Raw genomic sequence first — 16,370 nt, 5'->3', positions numbered from 1 at the left:
CCAGCCGTTTTTTCGGCCGGGCCGGGCTTGCATGTCTCAGGTGCCTGACGCATGTCAGGGCCATCTGTCTATTCAGCCGGTCTGCATCTTCCTCGATCCTGGTGATGAGGTGGGGGGCTTCCGGCTCCGACGGGCGCGAGGGGAAAGGTTCCGTTCGCGCCTGAATTGTTTTGTGGAGGTTCCCCCGTGTCTGAAAAGTCCGATCTTTCACTGATCCGTAATATCGGCATCACCGCGCATATCGATGCCGGCAAGACCACGACCACCGAGCGGATCCTGTATTACACCGGCGTGTCGCACAAGATCGGTGAGGTCCACGAGGGCAACACCACGACCGACTACATGGACCAGGAGCGTGAGCGCGGCATCACGATCACCTCGGCCGCCGTCACCTGCGAATGGGACGGGCATCGCATCAACATCATCGACACCCCGGGCCACATCGATTTCAACATCGAAGTGAATCGCTCGCTGCGCGTGCTCGATGGCGCGGTGTTCATCATCGAGGGCGTGGCCGGCGTGCAGCCGCAGTCCGAGACCAACTGGCGTCTGGCCGACCGCTACAACGTGCCGCGCATCATCTTCATCAACAAGCTGGACCGCACCGGTGCCGACTTCTACCGCGCGTTCGACACGCTGAAGGAGAAGCTGGACATCGTCGCGATTCCGCTGCAACTCCCGATCGGCGCCGAGGAAAACTTCGTCGGTGTGGTCGATCTGGTCGAGATGCGCGCGATCATCTGGGAAGGCGGCGAGCTGGGCGCGAAGTTCCATTACGCCGAGATCCCGGACGACCTGAAGGACAAGGCCGCCGAGGCCCGCCAGGAACTGCTGGACACGGCGCTGGCCGTCGACAACGCGGCGATGGAAGAATATTTCGAGAAGGGTGACGTCGACGTCGCCACCCTGAAGCGCTGCATCAAGAAGGGCGCGATCTCCGGCGAGTTCCGCCCCGTGCTGTGCGGAACGGCCTTCAAGAACAAGGGCGTGCAGCCGCTGCTGGACGCGGTGATCGACTACCTGCCGGCGCCTGACGACGTTGCCGGTATCCGTATCGCGCCGCCGGAAGGCGAGGAAGTCGACGAGAATAACCTGCCTATCATTCCGGTCGATCCTGAGGGCAAGTTCGCCGGCCTGGCGTTCAAGATCATCAACGACAAGTACGGTACGCTGACGTTCGTGCGCGTCTATCGTGGCGTGCTGCGGTCGGGCGACTCGGTCCTGAACACCACGAAGGACCACAAGGAGCGTATCGGTCGTATCTTCCAGATGCATGCCGACAAGCGCCAGGAAGTGAAGGAAGTGCACGCCGGCGACATCGCCGCCTTCGTGGGCCTGAAGGACACGCAGACCGGTGACACGCTGGCCGATGCTTCCGATCCGGTGGTGCTGGAGCGCATGAGCTTCCCGGTGCCCGTGATCGACATCTCGGTCGAGCCGAAGACGAAGGACGGGGTCGAGAAGATGACCCTGGCGCTGCAGAAGCTGGCGGGCGAAGACCCCTCGCTGCGTCTGAAGACCGACCAGGAAACCGGCCAGACCATTCTCTCGGGCATGGGCGAACTGCATCTGGACATCATCATCGACCGTCTGCGCCGCGAGTATGGCGTGGATGCGAACATCGGCGCGCCGCAGGTGGCCTATCGCGAGACGATCACCCAGCCGCATATCGAGACCTATACCCACAAGAAGCAGTCGGGTGGTTCGGGCCAGTTCGCCGAAGTGAAGATCGAGTTCGCGCCTCTGGAGCGGAATCAGGAGATCCAGTTCGAGAACAAGGTCGTCGGCGGCACCGTGCCGAGGGAATATATTCCGGCGGTCGAAAAGGGTATCCGCGTGCAGTCCTCGACGGGCGTGCTGGCCGGCTTCCCGACCGTGGACTTCAAGTTCACGCTGCTGGACGGCAAGTACCATGACGTCGACTCCTCGGCGCTGGCGTTCGAAATCGCCGCCAAGGCCTGCTTCCGCGAAGGCATGAAGAAGGCCAGCCCGGTGATCCTGGAGCCGATCATGGACGTGGAAGTCACGACGCCGAACGACCATGTCGGCGACGTGGTGGGCGACCTGAACCGTCGTCGCGGCATGATCCAGAACCAGGAGAGCTCGGGCTCGACCGTTATGGTCCGTGCGCTGGTGCCGCTGAAGGAAATGTTCGGCTACATCTCGCACCTGCGTTCGATCACGAAGGGCCGTGCGTCCTTCACGATGCAGTTCCATCACTACGACCCGGTGCCGCGCAACGTGGCCGAAGAGATCGTGGCCAAGTCGGCCTGATCCCGACCGGATCGCACGAACAGGAAAGCCGGCCCGAAAGGGCCGGCTTTTTTTGTCTGGGAACAGGCAGGCGCTCAGAGATAGGGGTGGAGCGTGAGCGTGGCGGAGGATTGGCCGGAGCCGCGGCGGATCGTCAGCGATACCAATGAGCCCGGCGGGCCGTTCAGGGCCTGCTGGAGCGCCTGCGGGGGCGGGCTCAGGATCGTATCGCCAGGACGGATGCCGGCCTGCTCTCCGGGGCTTCCCTTGCCGACGGCCGTGACGCGCGCCGCGTCCTCCGCCCGGGTGACGGCGAGACCGGAGAGCGCGTAGGTGAAGGGACCCGGCGACAGGCTGTTGCGGCGGGTCCAGAGTACCCGCTGCGCTGGATCGCAGGCCAGATTGAAGCACCGCAGCAGGGGCAGGCCGATCAGGCCATCGGAAATATCGACCATCTGATTGTCGGGCAGCAGCAGGGCGAGCAGCCCCTCGAAGGCGTATCCCGCGAACGCCATCTTCTCCAGCCGGATGATCCGCGCCCCGTTTCGCGCCGGTGCGTACGGCCGGTCGTCCGACCACAGGCCGAGTGTGCGGGCGGTATGATGGTTCAGCCGCACCAGCGACAATCCGCCGGTATCGAGCAGGAAGCGCAGGCGCGTGCCGTTGACGATGCCCGAGGCGGTCAGGAAAGGAGACCACCGGCCGCCTTCCGGGCGCGTGATTGCGGAATCCAGCCTGGTGAAGCCTTCCAGCTTCGGACGGCCATTCGGCCAGACCCGCCATTGCAGGGTGTCGAAATCCAGTTCGCTGAAGACCGTCGCGAGAATGCCGGAGGCCAGCGCCCCGGCGATCTGGTCGCCCAGCACATGCGGCCCGACGCCGATCAGCAGGACATTCTCCTGGCGTATGATTCCGGCGAAGGATGCGTCGCTGATCACGAACGTCTTGCGGAAGCCGGTCACCCCTCCGACACCGACATTGAGCGTGCCGCCGTCAGGGAGGGACAGTTGCCGCGCCAGATCTTCACGGATCAGGCTGAAGGCGCCCCCGGTGTCGATGGCGAACAGGAAGGTGCCCGCCTTGCCGATGCTGACGGGCATGACCACCCGGCTGCCGACAAGCTGGATCGGCCCGACCAAGGGGCCGTCCTCGGCGGCGGCAAGACCGGGAGAGGCGGTGACGGCCAACGTCGCCCCCAGGGATGAGCAGAAGCGACGCCGATACATGAGGGGCTGCCTTCCTGGACGATGGCGCGCCCCATTGGAGGGGCGCATTTTTTCAAGACGTCGCCATTTTTCAGGAAGACAGGCCCTCCAGCAAGATCTCCAGTGCCGCCGGGACCGGGGCGGGGCCGACCTTCTCCTCCGTCAGTTGCCCATTCAGCAGCAGCAGGGCCAGGCCATGCACCTGCGCCCAGCTTGCGGCGGCCTGTGCCGTGATGGGGGCCGCGCGGAACGAGCCGGCCCGCTGCCCTTCTTCGAGAAGGCGCAGCAGGATCTCGAACGCCTTCAGCGCCGTTTCATTCAGGTCCGGATCGACGCTTTTGTCGGCGTCCGAACTGAACATCAGGCGATAGAGGCCGGGCTGGTCCTGCGCGAACGCGATATAGGCCTCGGCCGCGTGCAGGAATTTTACGCGGGCGGGGCGATCGGGGGGAGCGATCGCGTCGGTCATGATGGCTGCAAGCCGTTCGAAGCCGATTTTCGCCAGATGGCGCAGCAGGGCGTCCTTGTCGCGGAAATGCTTGTAGGGCGCGCCATGGCTGACGCCAGCCTGCCGCGCGACCTCCCGCAGGGTGAAATTCCAGTTCTGGTCGGCGGCCAGCATGGCCAGGGCCGTTTCGATCAGGGCCCGGCGCAGATCGCCATGGTGATACGTGCGGACCCCGGTTTCACGCATGCGTGTGCTCCATGTAGACAGAAGAAACATTTTATTGACGCCGGAGAGGCGTAGGGCGTATCTGGCATGAGGAAGTTTCTCCTGTAAACATGGAGGCCGCGATGGCCGTCATCTCATCCCTGGAAACCCGGCAGGCCGAATTGTCCCGGATGCTGGAGCATCAGCGCCATGCGTTCCTGCGCGACGGGCCGCCCGGCGCGCGGCAGCGGCGGGACGATCTGCGGCGCCTGAAGGCGGAGATTCTGCGGCGGCGCCCGGATATCGCCCGTGCCCTGAATGCGGATTTCGGGCAGCGCTCGGCGCGTGAGACGGCGATCGTGGAACTGGTTCCGCTGGTGCAGGCGATCAATTATCTGTCGCGGCATCTGCGGGGATGGATGAAGCCGGAGCGGCGGCGGGTTTCGCCCTATTTCCTGTTCGGACGGGCGTGGGTGATGCGCCAGCCGGTGGGCGTGGTCGGGATCGTCGCGCCGTGGAATTACCCCGTATCGCTGGCGCTGGTGCCGCTGGCGACGGCCATAGCGGCCGGCAACCGCGCCATGATCAAGCCGTCGGAACTGACGCCGGCCACCTCGGCCGTGATCCGGAAGATCGTGGAGGCGGTCTTTCCGGCCGACCAGGTCGCGGTCGTGACGGGCGATGCCGATGTGGGGGCGCTGTTTTCGGCGCTGCCGTTCGATCATCTGCTGTTCACCGGCAGTACGGCGGTGGGGCGGAAGGTCGCGGTCGCGGCCGGGCAGAACCTGACGCCGGTGACGCTGGAACTGGGCGGCAAGTCACCGGTCGTCATCGAGCCCGGCTTCTCGCCCCTGCGGGCGGCGGAGCAGATCGTGTTCGGCAAGCTGACCAATGCGGGGCAGACCTGCATCGCGCCGGATTACGTGCTGGTCCATGAGGACGACCGGGATGCCTTCGCGGATGCCTGTGGCAGGGTGGTCGCGAAACGCTATCCCGGCGGCTTCAGCGGCTCGGCCGATTATACGGCGGTGGTGAACGCGCATCATCACGACCGTCTGGCCCGGCTGGTTCGGGATGCCGACGAACGGGGCGCGCGGATCGTTCCGCTGGGGCGCGAGCCGTCTGGCCGCGACGAGGGAGGCCGCGTCATGACGCCCGTTCTGCTGCTGGATGTCACGCCGCAGATGGCGGTGATGCAGGAGGAGATCTTCGGGCCGGTGCTGCCGGTCCTGACCTATCGCACGCTCGACGAGGCCATTGCGTTTATCAATGACCGTCCCCGGCCGCTCGCGCTCTATTATTTCGGAACCCAGCCGGCCTTGCAGGAGCGGGTGCTGGCCCGGACCATATCGGGTGATGTCACGATCAACGGCACCTTGCTGCATTACGCGCAGGACGACCTGCCGTTCGGTGGTGTGGGGGCCAGCGGGATGGGCGCCTATCACGGACGGGAGGGCTTCATGGCGCTGACCCATCCGCGCGGGATCTATCGGCGGGGGCGCTGGAATGCCACGGCGCTGCTGCAACCGCCCTCCGGCCGGCTGACCGACATGATCACCAGCTTTCTTCTGCGTTGAGGCGCCGATCCGGCCATCGCCCGATGGGGCGCGATCTTCAGGCTCGTCCGGTCAGATCACGTATTCGATGTGATCTTTCAGGGAATGGTCTGGCGTTTTCGTCAGGTCTTTCCGGATGATTCCGATGATTTTTGTTCTGGCCCCGGGTTTGAGGTGACTGACGATTCCCGCATTGCTGGCCGATGGCGCGATGACGAGAAGCCTTTCATACGCATGGTCCCGTTCATTGATTTGTCTGGCGACGAATTTGCAGAATGCGTCCATCTCCAGCCTGTGGCGGTCATGGCGTGGGTTGAGGGCATGATGGGCGGTGGAGCCGGTGTGGTACGTCGCTCCCGGTGCGTCGTCTCCAAGGTCCGAGGTTCGTTGATGGGCGGATATGGCATCGAAGGATTCGATGGTGTGCAGCGCGTGATTTTCGGCCGGTTGCACAAAACGGGCATGCTCCCCGTCCGCGACGACGATCAGAATGCGGCCCCGGGTGCTCATTTTCCCTGATCCTTGTGAAAAGCGGATCTTTTTCGCTTTCCCTTGCAGATGCGTGCCGGGCGGCAGGAAACAATATACCTCCGGACTCTGTGATGGGGGCGGGGTGACGTGCCGTTGCGGGGCATCTGCGGGCGTCGATGAACTTATGCCGTGCCATTCTGTTAACCGTGCTCGCGTAGCAGGCGATCGTTCATCGAGGGCACGGCAATGACCTGGTCCATCCCGATCGGCAGATTTGGCGGCACGACGGTCCGCCTTCATCTCACCTTCCTGTTCTTTCTGATCTGGATCGGTGCGGCCTATGGCATGCGCTCCGGCGCGCAGGCGGCGATTGACGGGGTCCTGCTTGTCGTGGCGGTGTTCGCCTGCGTCGTGCTGCATGAATTCGGACATGTGATCGCCGCGCGGCATTATGGCGTACGCACGCAGGATATCACGCTGCTGCCGATCGGCGGGGTCGCCCGCATGGCGCGCATTCCCGAACAGCCGACGCAGGAACTGGTGATCGCGCTGGCGGGACCCGCGGTGAATCTCGTGATCGCCGCGATCCTGTATAGCATTACGCGGACCGTGCCGCATCTGTCCGCCGTCGATCTCCAGGGTCCCGGCGCAGGCCCGATGTCGCGGCTGTCGAGCATCAATCTGTTTCTGGCGGTCTTCAACCTGATCCCGGCTTTTCCGATGGATGGCGGGCGGGTGCTGCGGGCCTTGCTGGCCTATCGGATGGGATATGCCCAGGCGACGCGGATTGCCGCCTCGATCGGGCAGGGGATCGCTTTTGTCTTCGGGTTTCTTGGCCTGGTCGGCAATCCGATCCTGCTGTTCATCGCCCTTTTCGTCTATCTGGGGGCCACGGGCGAAGCGCAGGGCGCCCTCTTCCGGCAATTGGCGCATGGCATGATCGTGGCCGACGTCATGACCACCCATCTGGAGAGCGTGTCGCCCGACAGCCGGATCGACGAGGTCGTTCTCAGGATGATCCATACGCCGCAGCGGGAATTTCCGGTCGTCGACGGGCAGGGAAAATTATGCGGCCTTCTGACGCACGCGGCCATCCTGCAGGCCATGCATGCCGGCCGGATGGATACGATGGCCGCCGATGTCATGACGCCGGATATTCCCGGCCTGCATCCCTATCAGAGCGTGGACGAGGCCCTGCGCCTGCTGGAAGGAAGCCAGGTGCCGGCAATCGGAGTGAATGATGACCAGGGACGATTCATCGGGCTGGTGTCCCAGACGAATATCGGGGAAATCATGACAATTCATATTTTGCGCGACAAAGGCCGCATGCCATCCACGCTCCCGGCCACGCGCCGGGCGACGTGATCGGGGCGGGCGGTCCGGGCCGAAACGTCAAACGGCAACTTAATGGCCCCTGACGCCGCCTGCGGTGTGATCGCGGCGCAAATCACGGGCTTGCGCTGCCGGCCGGGCGCGCGATGGACTGACAGGGAGGCAGGCAATATGGTCCGTCAGGAAGGTTTCTGGGAAGAAACGTCCGTGACGCACGCATTGCGCAATCATGCTGACGCGGGTTCTTCACGTCCTCGTCGGGAGGGTAACGCGCAATGAACCCAGATGATTTTTCAAAAAAATGCTTCTGCTGGCTATGATTGCGACTGCCGGCTTTCTGCTGGGATTCGGATGGATTTATGCGCTGCCCATGTTTGTGGTGACGCTCGGATTTCTCGCAAGGTCACGCAGGCAAAACTGACCGCGTTTTGAAAATGCCATCCATCGGGACAGGCGAGCTATAGATCGGGGGCAGACGAGGGGCCCCACCTTGTCCGCGACCAGCCTGGTGGCCTCGATTTTGCCAGCCAGCACATAGCCAAAACTTCCGCCTCTCCGTGGAGAGGCGGAAGCCTGGATAAATCAGATTGTTGAAAAATGGCAGCCTTAGCCGCGTGCCGGCGGAACAGGCGGCGGCGGCGGGGGAGGTGGCGGCGGGGCTTCGACCGGTGCAGGCGGCGGCGGCGGCGGCTTGTCCTCGGCGCACGCCGCAAGAAGCACCACAGGCAGCGCTGCGGCTACCATCGCGACCGTGCGCAGCCGCCTGTGACGGGACAATGTTTCAGAAACCGTGAACATCTGGTACCCCCGAGTTGGAATTTCAGCAGAGAACGGGTAATTAGGAGCACCTCTTGACAAAAAGTCAAACTACTATTTGCGTGATCCGGAGATAATTCGGGAGTCATGTTTCGTGCGGGTGGGATGGTGTGCGGTCAGGTCAGGTCGGCAGAAGTCAACGACCGTCGTTCGGTCGCAGGGGGCCACCCGCAGCGCAGCCGCACGCAGCCTGATGACCCTCGCCGTGACATGCGCGCTTGCGGCGTGCGGTACGAATCCGGAACATGCCAATACCGCACTCGGTCATCTGATTGATAGCGCGCCGCAACTGACCGTCGCGGGAGAGCCCGTGAATGTCGCGTTGCTGCGGCGTTTCTATGCGCGCCATGATTTCGAACCCGTATGGACAGCCCGGCAGACAGAGGCGAATGCACTCCTGAAGGCGGTTTTGCGTGCCGGAGAGAACGGCCTTGACCCTGAATTGTTCCATGCCGGCCTGTTGCGGCACGAGACAAATTTGTTACCGCTTGATCGCGAATTGTTACTGTCCGATGCTTTTCTGTCATACGGCGATGCCCTGGCCCGAGGGGCCGTGCCCGTGGAACGCCGCAAGGACGACGAGGCGCTGACGCCTGGGCCGGTCGATGTGGCCGCCAGGCTCGATGCGGCGATCGACAGTTCCGATCCGGCGGCGGTCATCGAGGCGCTGGCGCCATCGACGCCGACCTATCGGGCGTTGCGTCAGGCGTTGCGCACATGCCGCCAAATGCCCGCGGGCCGTAACAGCGGTGAGGCAGGGTGTGTGCGCAGGATCGCGGTGAATCTCGAACGGCAACGCTGGCTGCCGCGTCCGCTGCCGCCGGATCGTGTGGTCGTCAACGTGGCCGAGGAAAGACTGGTGCTTTACCGTGCCGATCGGCCGGTGTTTTCCACGCGGGTCGTCGTCGGCCAGGATGTGGAGCGGAACCAGAGCCCTGAATTCCGCGCCGATATCGATGCCAGCCTGTATAATCCGCCATGGGTTATTCCGCGCGATATCGCGGAGCGGGAGATCATGCCGAAGATCCGCCGCGACCCCGGTTATCTGGCGCGGAACAGGATGGTCGTGCAGGCCGATGGCGAGATACAGCAGCAGGCGGGCCCCGATGCCGGGCTCGGGCTGATCATGTTCGATATGCCGAACCGGTTCGATGTCTATCTGCACGACACGCCGGACCAATATCTCTTCAGGCGCGATAACCGGCGTATCAGCCATGGATGTATCCGGGTCCAGAATCCCCGCGACTTTGCCGCCCTGCTGATGCGCGAGCCAGTCGACGTGATCAATCAGGGGATCGCGAAGGGAACGACCACGCGCAATGCGCTGCCCGTGCCCGTGCCGGTATTCGTGGTCTATCTCACCGTGTTTCCTGATGCCGAAGGGGTTTTGCAGTTTCGTCCGGACTTCTACAATCGCGATGCCGAAATCTGGCAACACCTGACGAGGCAGCCATCCGGGAGGCATCCCGCGGCGCAGGCGGATAATCGCCCGATCTCTTCAGCATCTCTTCTGGCCGCCCTGGAGGGTCCGGGAACGCCGGTGGGCAGGTTTTTGAAAAAGACCTGATGATCGGGTTAGAGGCTGTTTGCAAAGTCGGCCTGCCGAGCGAGAGTGGCGCATAAGCGGCACGGCCGGCGTGTATTTTTGAGCATCGGAGCGGAGCGGGCTTAATGCCCGTGAGCACCGAAGCGCAGAAAATGCGCGTCGGATCGCCGGCAGGATGACTTTGCAAACAGCCTCTTAGAGCAGATCCTGTTTGAACGTGTGCGTTCGAACAGGTGAAGATGCTCGTAAAAACAATAAACCAGAGCATTTCCACCGAACCTGTGTTCGGTGGAAATGTTCTGGATATCCCGCGATTGACGGCGCGCCATTGCGCGGCCCCGGTCAAATGGTCTGCCCCGTCCGCCGAGCGATCCGGACGGGGCAGGGAACAAGGCCTGTTCAGGCGCTCGTCTGTTCCAGCACGGGGGTACCCTGGCCCTGTGTCGCCTGGGCCTTGGCGACGCGGCGCCAGCGATGCAGGGTCGGCTCGGTGTAGCCGTTGGGCTGGGTGGCGCCGGTGAAGACCAGTTCGGCCGCCGCGCGGAAGGCGGGGCCGTCGGGGTTCTCGGCCAGCGGGCGATAGCCTTCCTCGCCCTGGTTCTGCGCGTCGACGATCGCGGCCATGCGCGTCATCGACGTGCGGACGTCCTCTTCCGAGATCACGCCGTGGCGCAGCCAGTTGGCGACATGCTGCGAGGAGATGCGCAGCGTCGCGCGGTCTTCCATCAGGCCGACATCGTTGATGTCCGGCACCTTGGAACAGCCGATCCCCATATCCACCCAGCGCACGACATAGCCCAGGATGCCTTGCAGGTTGTTGTCCAGTTCCGCCCGGCGCTCGGCGGCCGACCAGGTGATCTGCCGGGCCAGCGGCAGGGTGAGCAGCGTTTCCAGGGCCGCCGGCGGCGTGGTCTCCAGCCGGGTCTGCACCGCGCGGACATCGACAAAATGATAGTGCAGGGCATGCAATGTCGCCGCCGTGGGGGAGGGCACCCAGGCCGTGTTCGCACCCGCGCGGGGGTGAGCGATCTTCTGCTCCATCATGTCGGCCATGCGGTCGGGCATCGCCCACATGCCCTTGCCGATCTGCGCGCGATCCTTCAGGCCGCAGGCCAGGCCGATGGCAACGTTGCGCTGCTCGTAGGCGGTCATCCACGGCTCGGCGCGCATCTCGCCCTTGCGCACCACCGGGCCGGCCTGCATGCAGTAATGGATCTCGTCGCCCGTGCGGTCGAGGAAGCCGGTATTGATGAACACCACGCGGTCGCGCGCGGCATGGATGCAGGAAGCCAGGTTGGCGCTGGTGCGCCGTTCCTCGTCCATGATGCCCATCTTGATCGTGTTGGGCGGCAGGTCGAGCATCTGCTCCACACGGTCGAACAGCGCGTTGGACAGTGCGACTTCCTCGCCGCCATGCATCTTCGGCTTGACGATATAGATCGAGCCGGTGCGGCTGTTGATGGTAGGCGAGTTGCCGCGCAGGTCGTGCAGCGCGATGGCGGCGGTGATCGCGGCGTCCAGCACGCCTTCGGGGATGGCGTGGCCGGTGCTGTCCACCACCGCGTCGGTGAACATATGGTGCCCGACATTGCGCACCAGCATCAGGCTGCGCCCCGACAGCACCAGCGACGAGCCGTCGGGCGCGGTGTAGCGGCGGTCGGGCGCCAATTGGCGCTCCACCATCCGGCCGCCCTTGGGGAAGGCGGCCGTGAGTGTGCCCTTCATCAGGCCCAGCCAGTTGCGATAGACGAGGATCTTGTCCTCGACATCGACGGCCGAGACGCTGTCCTCGCAATCCATGATGGTGGTCAGCGCGGATTCCGCAATCACGTCCGCGATGCCGGCCTTGTCGCGGCTGCCGATCGGCGAGGTGGAATCGAAGCGTAGTTCGATATGCAGGCCGTGATTGCGCAGCACGATCGCCTCCGGCGCGTCGCCCGTGCCCTGAAAGCCCGCGAACTGGGCGGGGCGGCGCAGTTCGACCGGCTCGGCGACGCCTTCGAGGGTCGCGAACAGCCGCCCGTCCGCGATGTGGTAGCGGGTGGCGTCGGCGTGGCTGCCCTGCGTCAGGGGCGTGATTTCGTCCAGCAGCAGCCGCACGCGGCGGATCACCTGCGCGCCGCGCTGTTCGTCATAGCCGCGCGCCGGCATGCCGGAGGGGCCGTAGGGCTCGGCATCCGTGCCGTAGAACGCATCGTACAGGCTGCCCCAGCGCGCGTTGGCGGCATTGAGCGCGTAGCGGGCGTTCGTCACGGGAACCACGAGTTGCGGGCCGGCGACATGGGCGATCTCGGCATCGACATCGCGGGTCGTGATCTCGAAATGGGGCGGCTGGGGTTCGAGATAGCCGGTGGTCCGCAGCAGCCGGATCTGGCCCTCGACATCGGCCGCGTCGAATCCCGGGGCGGTCAGCAACTGGTCCACGGCCTGTTGAAGCAGCCGACGCCGCGCCAGCGCGTTCAGGACCCTGGGCGTGAACTGCGAGACGATGTCGGACAGGCCGGCCCAGAACCGGTCGGGGGCGATGCCGGTCCCGGGCAGGACCTCGTTCGTGACGAAGGCATCGAGGGCGTGATCGACTTGAATCTGACCAATCGTGCGGCGGGACATGGCGGTTCCCCTTGATAGGATGGTGCGGACCGGTCGGGTCCGGTGGTGTAAGTGGTGGCAGGTCTGTCGAGTGGACAGGCTGGGGTGGCGGTTCAGAACCCGGCCTGGTTGCTGCCCGGGGTCATGCGCCGGGCAGGGTGCGGTGTGGCCTTGCCGATGGCAATGGATTCGACGGGCATTGACGAACCTTCCTCTTCGATGATCCTGTGCGATCAGTTAAGGAGACCCATGAAGTCGATGCCAGACAAAAGAAGACGTTAAATCATGAATGGTGTAAAACCATTTACATACTGATCTGTATATTTGTAAAAACGGGTAAATAAGCATGTCCCCGACCCGCATCGGTCGCATTATCCGCAGGCTTCGGACCGAACGCTCTCTGTCGCAGCAGGCGCTGGCCGTCAGGCTGGGCATTTCGCCCAGCTACCTCAACCTGATCGAGCATGACCAGCGCAGCGTGACGGCGTCGCTGCTGATCAAGCTGACGCGGGCGCTGGATGTCTCGATCGAGGCGCTGTCGGGCGTGGACGAGCAGCGGATGGAGGGGTTGCTGCACCAGGCGCTCTCCGACCCGCTGCTGGGGGCGCATGGCGTGCCGGCGCAGGAAATCGCGGCGCTTGCGGCCCAGCCCGAGGCGGCGCGGGCGGTGCTGACGCTGCATCAGGCATTCCGGGCCGCCCATCATGACGCGACCCGGCTGATGCTGCCGACCGGCACGCGGGTGATCCTGCCGCAGGACGAGGCGCGGCTGGTCTATGACGAGCGGCTGAACCATTTTCCCCAACTGGAAGAAATCGCCGAGCAGGTGCGCGCGGAGATGGCGCGGACGGCCCGCCTGCCCGATGGCGAGGCGGTGGCGCCCTCGGAAAGCAACCACATGATCGCGACCCGGTTGCGCCAGCATCATGGTATCGTGGTGCGCATCACCGCGCTGGACGGGGCGTTCCGCCGCTATGATCCCGACAGCCGGCTGCTGCTGCTGTCTGACCTGCTGCCACGGGAAAGCCGGGGATTTCAGCTTGCCTTTCAACTGATGCTGCTGGAAGGGCGGGAGGTGATCGAGGCGCTGTTGCAGGAGATCGCGCCCAGCACCGAGGATGCCCGCATCGTGATCCAGATCGGGCTGGTGAATTATGCCGCCGCCGCGTTGCTGATGCCCTATACGCCGTTCCTCGCGGCGGCGACGGCGCTGCGCTACGATCTGGATATTCTCTCGGCGCGGTTTGGTGTGTCGTACCAGCAGGCGGCGCAGCGGCTTTCGACCTTGCAGAAGCCGGGCGAGCGGGGGGTGCCGTTCTTCTTCGTGCGCACCGACCCGGCCGGGAACATGACAAAGAGTTTCTCCGCCTGCGGTTTTCCGGTCCCTCGGCAGGGGCATTCCTGCCCGCAATGGAATGCCAATACCTGTTTCGCGACGCCCGGCGTGGTGCAGGCGCAGGTGGCCCAGTTTACCGACGGGCGGACCTTCCTGTGCTTCGCGCGGACGGTCTCGGGCATTTCGACCGGCTGGAACGACCTGCAACCGGTCCACGCCATCGCCATGGGGTGCGATATCACCCGTGCGTCGGAAATCGTTTATTCCGACCGGCTGAATCTCCAGGCGCCGGCCATTCCCGTCGGTATTTCCTGCCATCTGTGCGACTGGACCGAATGCCGCTCGCGCGCGCATCCGCCGCTGCATCATCGTCTGGCGCTGGATATCAACCGGCGGGATGCGCTGCCGTTCACGCTCGATACCGGGCCGGAGCGGCCGGGTGGCGGCGGATGACCGCACGGACGCCCGCGATGGGGCCGTGAACCAACGCGGGCCCCGGATGTTTCAGCACCATGGCGTCCGGGCCTGAAATTGGGCTCGTGTAGCGGGGATGAACGCTCTATATTGGAAGATGTACATCCCCCCAACCAAGAAATCGGCATTAGAACCGATCAGACAGGCGGATTGAAAATACAGTGTCAGAAAAAGAAATTTTCCAGATCCCACCCTCCTTCGCCGCGCAGGCCGGCGTCGATGGTGCCCGCCTGCGGCAGATGACCGCCGATGCCGCGCGTGATCCGGAACGGTTCTGGCTCGGCCAGGCCGGGCGTGTGGACTGGACGCGGCGGCCCACGCTGGCTTCGGGCTCGTCCTTCGCCGATGACGTGTCGATCCGCTGGTTCGCGGATGGACGGCTGAATGCCAGCGTCAACTGCCTGGACCGCCATCTGGCCGAACGGGGCGAGCAGATCGCCCTGATCTGGCAGGGGCAGGAGGCGTCGCAGGTCGAGCGCCTGACCTATCGCGCGCTGCATGAGCGCGTGTGCCGGATGGCCAACGTGCTGCGCGGGCTGGGGGTCGAACGCGGCGACCGGGTGGCGATCCATCTGCCGATGGTGGTCGAGGGCGTGGTGGCGATGCTGGCCTGCGCGCGGATCGGCGCCCTGCATGTGGTGCTGTTCGGCGGGTTTTCAGCTGAAGGGTTGGCCGACCGGCTGAATGACAGCGGGGCGGTGGCGATCATCACCGCCGACGAGGCGCGGCGCGGCCCCAAGCGGATCGCGCTGAAGACCGTGATGGACGAGGCGCTGGCGCGCGGCGTGCCCAGCGTGCGGCATATGCTGGTGCTGGCGGTGACCGGCATCGACCTGCCGATGCAGGAGGGGCGCGACCTGGCCCTGGCGCCGCTGCTGGCGCAGGCTTCGCCGGAATGCCCGCCCGCCGACATGGAGGCCGAAGACCCGCTGTTCCTGCTCTATACCTCGGGCAGCACCGGCAAGCCGAAGGGCATGGTCCATTCCACCGGCGGCTACATGGTCTGGGCCTCGTTCACCCATGAGATGGTCTTCGACCATCGGGAGGGGGATGTGTTCTGGTGCACGGCCGATATCAGTTGGATCACCGGGCACACCTATGTGGTCTACGGGCCGCTGGCCAATGGCGGCACGATCCTGCTGTTCGAGGGCCTGCCGTCCTGGCCCGCGCCGGGGCGGTGGTGGGAGGTGATCGACACCCACAAGGTGACCACCTTCTATACCGCGCCCACGGCGATCCGCTCGCTGATGCGTGACGATGATGCGGTGGTGAAAGGCTATGCGCTGGACAGCCTGCGCCTGCTGGGCAGCGTGGGCGAGCCGATCAGCCCCGATGCCTGGGTGTGGTTCCACGAGGCGGTCGGGCGGGGGCGCTGCCCGGTGGTCGATACCTGGTGGCAGACCGAGACCGGCGGCATCCTGATCGCGCCGATCCCCGGCGCGGTGCCGCAGAAGCCCGGTTCCGCCACCCTGCCTCTGCCCGGTGTGGACGCCGTGCTGCTGACGGACAAGGGCGAGGTGATCGAAGGCGAAGGAGAGGGCTGCCTGTGCATCGCCCGCTCCTGGCCTGGGCAGGCGCGCACCATCTGGGGCGGGCATGAACGCTTCCGCCAGACCTATTTCAGCTTCAGCCCCGGCTATTATTTTTCGGGCGACGGGGCGCGGCGCGATGCGGACGGCTATTACTGGATCACCGGGCGCATCGACGACGTGATCAACGTCTCGGGCCATCGGATCGGCACCGCCGAGGTCGAGGATGTGGTGGCGACCGACCATCGCTTCGTCGAATGCGCGGCGGTCGGCGTGCCGCACGACATCAAGGGGCAGGGGCTGGTGGTGTTCGCGGTGGCGCGCGATGCCTCCGTGCCGGACCTGGCCGAGGCCGCGTCGCTGGCGGTGACGAAGGGAATCGGGCGCTATGCGGTGCCCGAGCGGGTCTATTTGGTACCGGACCTGCCGAAGACGCGATCGGGCAAGATCGTGCGGCGGCTGCTGCGCAAGATCGCCTGCCATGAACTGGAAGGGCTGGGCGACCTGTCGACGCTGGCCGATGCGACGATCGTGGACCGGCTGATCGCCGTGGTCGGGCCGGCGAAATGAAATGGTGCGGGCGGGGTTGTCCCGCCCGCTTCCGAGGGAGG

The 16,370-nt window shown here is 64.8% G+C and carries 10 protein-coding genes; 6 read left to right on the top strand and 4 right to left on the bottom strand.

The genetic code is table 11. From position 1 onward, the window contains the following. Nucleotides 1-186: 186 nt before the first annotated feature. Complete coding sequence (fusA, locus tag ACMAUO_RS04140; RefSeq protein WP_420355716.1) at nt 187-2,274, top strand: elongation factor G; 2,088 nt, start codon at nt 187-189, stop codon at nt 2,272-2,274. Nucleotides 2,275-2,348: 74 nt separating this feature from the next. Here the strand turns inward: fusA and ACMAUO_RS04135 are convergent, their stop codons facing one another. Together ACMAUO_RS04135 and ACMAUO_RS04130 are read right to left on the bottom strand one after the other, a co-directional pair. Continuing rightward, the gene (locus tag ACMAUO_RS04135) at nt 2,349-3,479 is read right to left on the bottom strand and encodes a PDZ domain-containing protein (RefSeq protein ID WP_420355715.1); all 1,131 of its coding nucleotides are present in this window, start codon (nt 3,477-3,479) and stop codon (nt 2,349-2,351) included. A 70-nt stretch (nt 3,480-3,549) separates the two neighbouring features. After that, a complete protein-coding gene (locus tag ACMAUO_RS04130; protein ID WP_420355714.1) occupies nt 3,550-4,152 on the bottom strand; it encodes a TetR/AcrR family transcriptional regulator in 603 nt (200 codons plus the stop codon). Nucleotides 4,153-4,253: 101 nt separating this feature from the next. On the opposite strand from ACMAUO_RS04130, the gene ACMAUO_RS04125 reads away from it, so the two are divergent. Next, nucleotides 4,254-5,687: a coniferyl aldehyde dehydrogenase gene (locus ACMAUO_RS04125; protein WP_420355713.1), complete on the top strand. Its 1,434-nt coding sequence runs from the start codon at nt 4,254-4,256 to the stop codon at nt 5,685-5,687. A 51-nt stretch (nt 5,688-5,738) separates the two neighbouring features. Here the strand turns inward: ACMAUO_RS04125 and ACMAUO_RS04120 are convergent, their stop codons facing one another. Beyond that, nucleotides 5,739-6,176 carry a host attachment protein gene (locus ACMAUO_RS04120; protein ID WP_420355712.1) on the bottom strand — a complete coding sequence of 146 codons (438 nt, stop codon included), beginning with the start codon at nt 6,174-6,176 and terminating at the stop codon, nt 5,739-5,741. A 207-nt stretch (nt 6,177-6,383) separates the two neighbouring features. Between ACMAUO_RS04120 and ACMAUO_RS04115 the strand changes: the two genes are divergently transcribed. Continuing rightward, nucleotides 6,384-7,502, top strand: a complete 1,119-nt coding sequence (locus tag ACMAUO_RS04115) for a site-2 protease family protein (RefSeq protein ID WP_420355711.1) — start codon at nt 6,384-6,386, stop codon at nt 7,500-7,502. Nucleotides 7,503-8,478: 976 nt separating this feature from the next. Further along, nucleotides 8,479-9,852, top strand: a complete 1,374-nt coding sequence (locus tag ACMAUO_RS04110) for a L,D-transpeptidase scaffold domain-containing protein (protein WP_420355710.1) — start codon at nt 8,479-8,481, stop codon at nt 9,850-9,852. Between the two features lie 378 nt (nt 9,853-10,230). Here the strand turns inward: ACMAUO_RS04110 and ACMAUO_RS04105 are convergent, their stop codons facing one another. Further along, a complete protein-coding gene (locus tag ACMAUO_RS04105) occupies nt 10,231-12,441 on the bottom strand; it encodes a malate synthase G (RefSeq protein ID WP_420355709.1) in 2,211 nt (736 codons plus the stop codon). A 325-nt stretch (nt 12,442-12,766) separates the two neighbouring features. On the opposite strand from ACMAUO_RS04105, the gene ACMAUO_RS04100 reads away from it, so the two are divergent. Together ACMAUO_RS04100 and acs are read left to right on the top strand one after the other, a co-directional pair. After that, the gene (locus ACMAUO_RS04100) at nt 12,767-14,209 is read left to right on the top strand and encodes a helix-turn-helix domain-containing protein (RefSeq protein WP_420355708.1); all 1,443 of its coding nucleotides are present in this window, start codon (nt 12,767-12,769) and stop codon (nt 14,207-14,209) included. A gap of 182 nt (nt 14,210-14,391) precedes the next feature. After that, complete coding sequence (acs, locus tag ACMAUO_RS04095) at nt 14,392-16,329, top strand: acetate--CoA ligase (protein WP_420355707.1); 1,938 nt, start codon at nt 14,392-14,394, stop codon at nt 16,327-16,329. The last annotated feature ends 41 nt before the right edge of the window (nt 16,330-16,370 follow it).

The organism is Gluconacetobacter brunescens, from assembly GCF_048695475.1.
Classification (GTDB): Bacteria; Pseudomonadota; Alphaproteobacteria; order Acetobacterales; family Acetobacteraceae; genus Gluconacetobacter.
Note: the sequence above shows the minus strand (reverse complement) of the source record. Positions and strands in the feature narration are given on the sequence as shown.

Coding starts and splice junctions, on each gene's coding strand:
- ACMAUO_RS04110 (WP_420355710.1), top strand. CDS start 8,479: ATGACCCTCGCCGTGACATGCGCGCTTGCGGCGTGCGGTACGAATCCG.
- ACMAUO_RS04130 (WP_420355714.1), bottom strand. CDS start 4,152: ATGCGTGAAACCGGGGTCCGCACGTATCACCATGGCGATCTGCGCCGG.
- ACMAUO_RS04105 (WP_420355709.1), bottom strand. CDS start 12,441: ATGTCCCGCCGCACGATTGGTCAGATTCAAGTCGATCACGCCCTCGAT.
- ACMAUO_RS04115 (WP_420355711.1), top strand. CDS start 6,384: ATGACCTGGTCCATCCCGATCGGCAGATTTGGCGGCACGACGGTCCGC.
- ACMAUO_RS04100 (WP_420355708.1), top strand. CDS start 12,767: ATGTCCCCGACCCGCATCGGTCGCATTATCCGCAGGCTTCGGACCGAA.
- ACMAUO_RS04135 (WP_420355715.1), bottom strand. CDS start 3,479: ATGTATCGGCGTCGCTTCTGCTCATCCCTGGGGGCGACGTTGGCCGTC.
- ACMAUO_RS04125 (WP_420355713.1), top strand. CDS start 4,254: ATGGCCGTCATCTCATCCCTGGAAACCCGGCAGGCCGAATTGTCCCGG.
- ACMAUO_RS04120 (WP_420355712.1), bottom strand. CDS start 6,176: ATGAGCACCCGGGGCCGCATTCTGATCGTCGTCGCGGACGGGGAGCAT.